This is a genomic window from Microcoleus sp. C2D2, assembly GCF_036702495.1.
GTDB lineage: Bacteria > Cyanobacteriota > Cyanobacteriia > Cyanobacteriales > Microcoleaceae > Microcoleus.
In genome coordinates this window covers 1-4997 of record NZ_JAUBTO010000285.1, presented here as the reverse complement: position 1 = coordinate 4997, position 4997 = coordinate 1, and the positions used below count along the sequence as shown (strand labels likewise).

Below are 4997 nucleotides of genomic sequence, written 5' to 3'. Positions count from 1 at the left end.
AGTTCCGGCACAGTCTTTTCCATGTCCCCTACTCTATCATGTTCGAGCCATCGGAAGCTACCCCCCTGAACTTCTACAACTGCGGTTTTATTCTCCGATTTCACGGCGAAAATTAATGTTTCTCCTATCTGTTTTTTATTTTCTACTATGACCCCCGGTAAATTTAGTATATTTGTCATTAACCTTTTCATAGCTGATTTCTTTTAAACCTTTTTTTGAGACTTTGATTAACATTTTAGCACAGTAAGTACGGAAGAGCCTTTTTTTCTTGTTTTAAGGATTGTTGAAGCTTTTTGACTTGCTCGCTCATTTAAATGATTTTTGGCTGGCATACTTCTGGCTTTTCTGTGACTTTTAATTTATTATTATACCAGTTTAAATGCGAAATAGCTTACAATCATATGCAATACTTGATTGTGACAATAAAAAATGAATAACTTACAACTGCCACAAAAAGATAGAGAAAAAGAAATAGCCCAATTAGAATCTTTCATTAAAAGCGATATCGATGCCAGAGAACTAAAACGAGCAATAGCTGTAAGGATGGCGCTCTCAGGTATTATCTACCATGAGATCAGTAAGATATGGCGTGTAAGTAATTTTTTTATTGGTTATTGGAAAAAACAATTTAAAACCAAAGGCATCGCCGGAATTAAACTAGGACATAAAGGGTCAAAAGGGTATTTAACAGCTCTACAAAATACTGAAGTAATCCAGTGGCTAAAAAATAAAAAATCTGGGAATTTAGATGAGCTGGTTACTTATTTAGAGCAAGAATTTGGTGTGATATATAAATTAAAACAGAGTTACTATGAACTTTTCGAGCGGGCGAAAATTAGTTGAAAAAAACTCAAAAAACTAACCCTAAATTTGATAAATAACTGGTAAAAAAAATCCGGAAGAAATTAACGACATTTTATTTAAAAACAAGGCTGGTATAGAATGTGGGGAAATAATAGTATTGTTTTTAGATGAATGTCATCTACTTCATGGTGATCTGACTGGTTATGTTTGGGGTCAATTCCAAATCAGAATTGAAGTCCCAACTACCAATGAAAAAGATAGAAAAACTTATTTTGTCGCACTCAATTATCAAAGCAAAGAATTCCATATTCAGAGCCATCCATCTGGTGATGGAAAATCAACAGTTAAATTCATAAAATACTTACAAAATAAATATAAAAATCGAAAGATTATCTTAATTTGGGATAGAGCTAGTTATCATAAACATGGAGAATTTAGAGACTTTTTATTAGAACTAAATGGTGACAAAGAACCTGAGAATTGGTCAATTACTTGTATTTTATTTGCTCCCAATGCTCCCCAACAGAATCCCGTTGAAGATATTTGGTTACAAGCTAAAAACTTTTTAAGAAAATATTGGTATTTATGTAGGTCTTTTAAGATTGTCAAATTTTTGTTTCAGTTTTTTACTAACGAACATAAATTTGATTTTCCCAAAATACGTCAATATACTTACACAGAGAAAATCATTGAGGATTGCTCTAGATATAGAACATCATTTAGGATTGCTATAGATTCACAGGATACTATCCTGCATCAGTTCACGCAGATCGCATTTATCGTACAAGAGAAAACCGAGCATGGTGCAAAGAAAGAGGAATTAGGCTGAGTGGATCTCCCCTAGGAAGACCTCCAGCAAATGTGAGTAAAGAAAAAAAGAAGCAAGCTGCAGAAGACGAAAAAATTCGTCAGGCAATTGAAGGAAAATTTGGACAGGGTAAACGAAGATTTAGCTTGAACCGAGTGATGGCAAAACTTAGTAATACTTCCTCTACAGCCATTGCAATTACTTTTTTAGTAATTAACCTTTCTACCTGGTTGCACCGGGTTTTTTTGTGTGTTTTTATGCCGAGCAGACCAAACAACACCTGTTTTGAGATTCAGAATAAAGTTCAATTATATCTGAAGCAAATTAAGACAGAAAAACTTATATTAAATCGAGCTAGAGGATATCCATCGCTCCTGCTCTTGGTTGGCGATCGATTATTCAGCAAACCCTATTTATTGTTTTAAGCACTGCATAGCCCTTAACTGAACCGTATTGGTTTAAAAAGCACACTCGCTCTGTAGAATACAAAACGTCAGGTTGGTCGCTTTCTACCGACAAAAGATGCCTAACTTTTAAGGATGGTTTTGCTGCCGGAAAGTTTAAGTTAATCGGTAATCGTCAGGTGCATTTCTATGCACCTGACGAGATGCGAGCGAATCAGAGTCGTGCGTCGTGCCGACGGCTACGGAGCCCAATTCTGCATCAACGTGGAGCGAAAAGAGGAGCCTATTCCCACTGGTAAAGCTATTGGAATAGATGTGGGATTAAACCACTTTTATACTGACAGTGACGGTGAGACAGTCGCCAACCCTCGATATCTGGGCAAAAGTGAAAAAGCTTTGAAAAGATTGCACGATCGGATTTCAAGGGAAGAAAAAAGGTTCTAGTAATCGTAAAAAAGCGATCGAGAAGTTAGGAAGGAAACACCTGAAAGTCAGCAGGGAGCGCAAAGACTTCGCAATTAAGACGACGCCCGGCGTAATAAAATAAGCGCGATTTTGTAGCCTAGGTCGACCTTCAGGTGCGGAATATGGTGAAAAACTATAAGCTTGCTAAATCAATTAGTGATCCAGCATGGTCACAATTTGCTCTTCGGGTTAGAATACTTTGGACAAGTGTACGGTGAAACAGTAAGTGCTGTTTCTCCTGTGTACACTTCTCAAAATTGTTCAAAATGTGGCAATTCTGTCTTGAAAACACTTTCAACTCGAACCCATATTTGCGGTTGTGGTACGACATTGGATCGAGATCGCAACGCTGGTCGCAATATTTTGGCGAAAGGGTTGAAGCAGGCAGGAATCATTTTAAATACGGCGGGGCACGCCGAAATTAACGCTTGGGGACAGGCCGATCTCTACTCGTTGGTGGTAGCAAAACAGAGATAAGTTCGACTGATCGATCCAAGAATCCCCGCGCTTTCAAGCCGGGGAGTGTCAAAATCCTTCGTCTAGCGGGTGCATCTTCAAACCTGCATTGAGGAGAATTGAAGGGCGATGTGGCTAAAATTTGGTGTTGCTCAAGCGCGGCTTCCTGACGAGCATTGATGAATTTGTGCGGGAAAAACTAAAAACACCGCTACAAGGAATTTAATTACCGCATAGGGAAACTGGAGTATTTCGCACTTCCTTACCCTCAAGCTTATTCTGAATGATTTGTACGGGTCTGATTCCATTGAGGTTGGTAATCAAACAACCATTTGAACTGCAAGTCAGCCAACTTTGTCGGAGTGAGCTTGTAAATATAGTTCCGCAACAAGCATCCGATCGCTGTATTCGCCTGCGCCAATTTGCCTATTTGTCTGGAACTATTGAATACGCGAGTAACTCGCTGAGTGCGACTGCCTTCAAACTGCCGCAATAGGGAAGGAACAGTATCCCCACCAGCTTGGCTAGTACATAGCAGTGAAGCTAGTTCAAAGGAGTCTTCCACCGCCATACAGCCCCCTTGACCGATACTCGGTTGAACTGGGTGGGCGGCATCCCCGATTAAGGTAACTCGCCCTTGCCCCCATTGGGTTCCGAGCGGTAGCCGATCTACAATATCATCTCGGTAAATTTTCTGCTGCTCGAGAGCCTCGACGATAGCTGGTACTGGGTCAGCATAGCCTTTAAACAGAGAGCGTAAGGCATTCAAGGAACCGCCCAGTGCATCGTCATTACCACCCGCTGGGGTGTTGTTGAAAGCATAGAAAGCAAACCGACCGCCACCCACATCGAAGTAGCCAAAGCGAGTGCCCTGACCCCAGAATTCTCCCCAACTGTATTGTGAATCGAGCGGTAAGCCAGAGCCATCAAAGTAGCCTCTCCAGCAGCAAGTCCCACTGTAAACAGGCTCCTCTAACCGCTTCCTACCGTTGAGATTAGCGCGTACCTTGGAGTAAAGACCATCAGCACCGACTAAGATGTCACCCTCAGCAGTGCGACCATCAGAGAAAAAGACGCGAATGCCGTTGCCCGCGTCCTCAAATTTCTCAAAGGCAGCGCCAGTCCGCACCGTTCCCTCTGGCAATGCTTCCCATAAAATCTTCTGAAGTTCAGGTCGCAGGAGACACACACCCAAGTCATCTTCGCCTATGAATTGAGGAACGTTAATGTAGAGGGGTTTGCCTTGTTGGTCAAAAAACCCACCTTTGAGGATCTTGCCTCCCTGCTGATAGAAGCGCTGATAAATCTGCCCTGATTGCAAGAGCTTGTAGACGCGCAAAGCATTGCGTTGGATGAATATGCCTCCGGGTCCGGAGAGCATAACATCCAGACCGCGCTTTTCGTATAGCTCAACTGCAATACCCGCATCGAGACAAGCACGGGCTAGGGTCAGACCGCCAATTCCACCGCCGATGATAATTACCTTTGATACAGAAGCCATATTATTAGGTGAGCTATACAACATGAAAAAGTTGAGAAAATTGGCTGGTGATGGGGTTGAACCTTTTAGAAAAACTACCTGAAAAAGGGAAATTGGTGAGGGATTACCAACTGAGTCGCTGTGTTCAAACAGCCGAATTTTGATTTTTTGTCCACAGCTACTACTCCTTCACTGAAACTCCAGGCAATCTCAAACTGTGGCTCTACGAGAAATTGTCCGGTTGTCTCAGAACGCTCTGCCGAAGGCTCATCCAGCAATAAGTAACAACATCCAACTAAAGGCAAGGAATTAGAGCAATTGAAGGTGCTGTAGAAAAAGAAAGCAGGATTGAGCGCCCCATTTCCCGAGAGTCGATCGACATACGAAGGCGGTTGTTGGGATTGCTAGAATCACAGGGCGATAACTTTCTGGGCGATTGCATTCCCTGATTGTGTCGCAGATACAAAACACTTTGTAACAACGCCAAAACCTCATGACACCATCTATAGCGATCGCAAATGATTTGTAAATCCTCGAACGTATATAATGAGGGATGTAAATCTAAGTAGGAGTTAAAATG

At 41.7% G+C, this 4997-nt stretch carries 7 protein-coding genes and 1 pseudogene; 5 read left to right on the top strand and 3 right to left on the bottom strand.

The genetic code is table 11. The annotated features are described in order from the left end of the window. The first annotated feature begins 429 nt into the window (after window positions 1-429). The 5 genes and pseudogenes from QUB61_RS37910 to QUB61_RS37890 all read left to right on the top strand — a co-directional run bounded on the left by QUB61_RS37910 (window position 430) and on the right by QUB61_RS37890 (window position 2958). Window positions 430-843, top strand: a complete 414-nt coding sequence (locus tag QUB61_RS37910) for a transposase (protein WP_333136393.1) — start codon at window positions 430-432, stop codon at window positions 841-843. A 118-nt stretch (window positions 844-961) separates the two neighbouring features. After that, window positions 962-1633: a transposase gene (locus tag QUB61_RS37905; protein ID WP_333136396.1), complete on the top strand. Its 672-nt coding sequence runs from the start codon at window positions 962-964 to the stop codon at window positions 1631-1633. After that, window positions 1546-2037: pseudogene (locus QUB61_RS37900) on the top strand (transposase); the annotation flags it as partial. The gene QUB61_RS37905 and the pseudogene QUB61_RS37900, both read left to right, overlap by 88 nt. Window positions 2038-2205: 168 nt before the next feature. Then, window positions 2206-2460: a transposase gene (locus QUB61_RS37895; protein ID WP_333136398.1), complete on the top strand. Its 255-nt coding sequence runs from the start codon at window positions 2206-2208 to the stop codon at window positions 2458-2460. 162 nt (window positions 2461-2622) lie between these two features. Next, entirely contained in the window at window positions 2623-2958 is a 336-nt protein-coding gene (locus QUB61_RS37890) for a zinc ribbon domain-containing protein (protein ID WP_333136400.1), read from the top strand. Between the two features lie 253 nt (window positions 2959-3211). Here QUB61_RS37890 and QUB61_RS37885 read toward each other — a convergent pair whose 3' ends face one another. The 3 genes from QUB61_RS37885 to QUB61_RS37880 all read right to left on the bottom strand — a co-directional run. Beyond that, window positions 3212-4438: an FAD-dependent monooxygenase gene (locus tag QUB61_RS37885; RefSeq protein ID WP_333136402.1), complete on the bottom strand. Its 1227-nt coding sequence runs from the start codon at window positions 4436-4438 to the stop codon at window positions 3212-3214. Window positions 4439-4512: 74 nt separating this feature from the next. Then, a complete protein-coding gene (locus QUB61_RS40320) occupies window positions 4513-4695 on the bottom strand; it encodes a WG repeat-containing protein (RefSeq protein WP_445300635.1) in 183 nt (60 codons plus the stop codon). A 17-nt stretch (window positions 4696-4712) separates the two neighbouring features. Next, the coding region (locus QUB61_RS37880; protein ID WP_333136404.1) for a hypothetical protein at window positions 4713-4997 on the bottom strand (285 nt) is incomplete at its 5' end.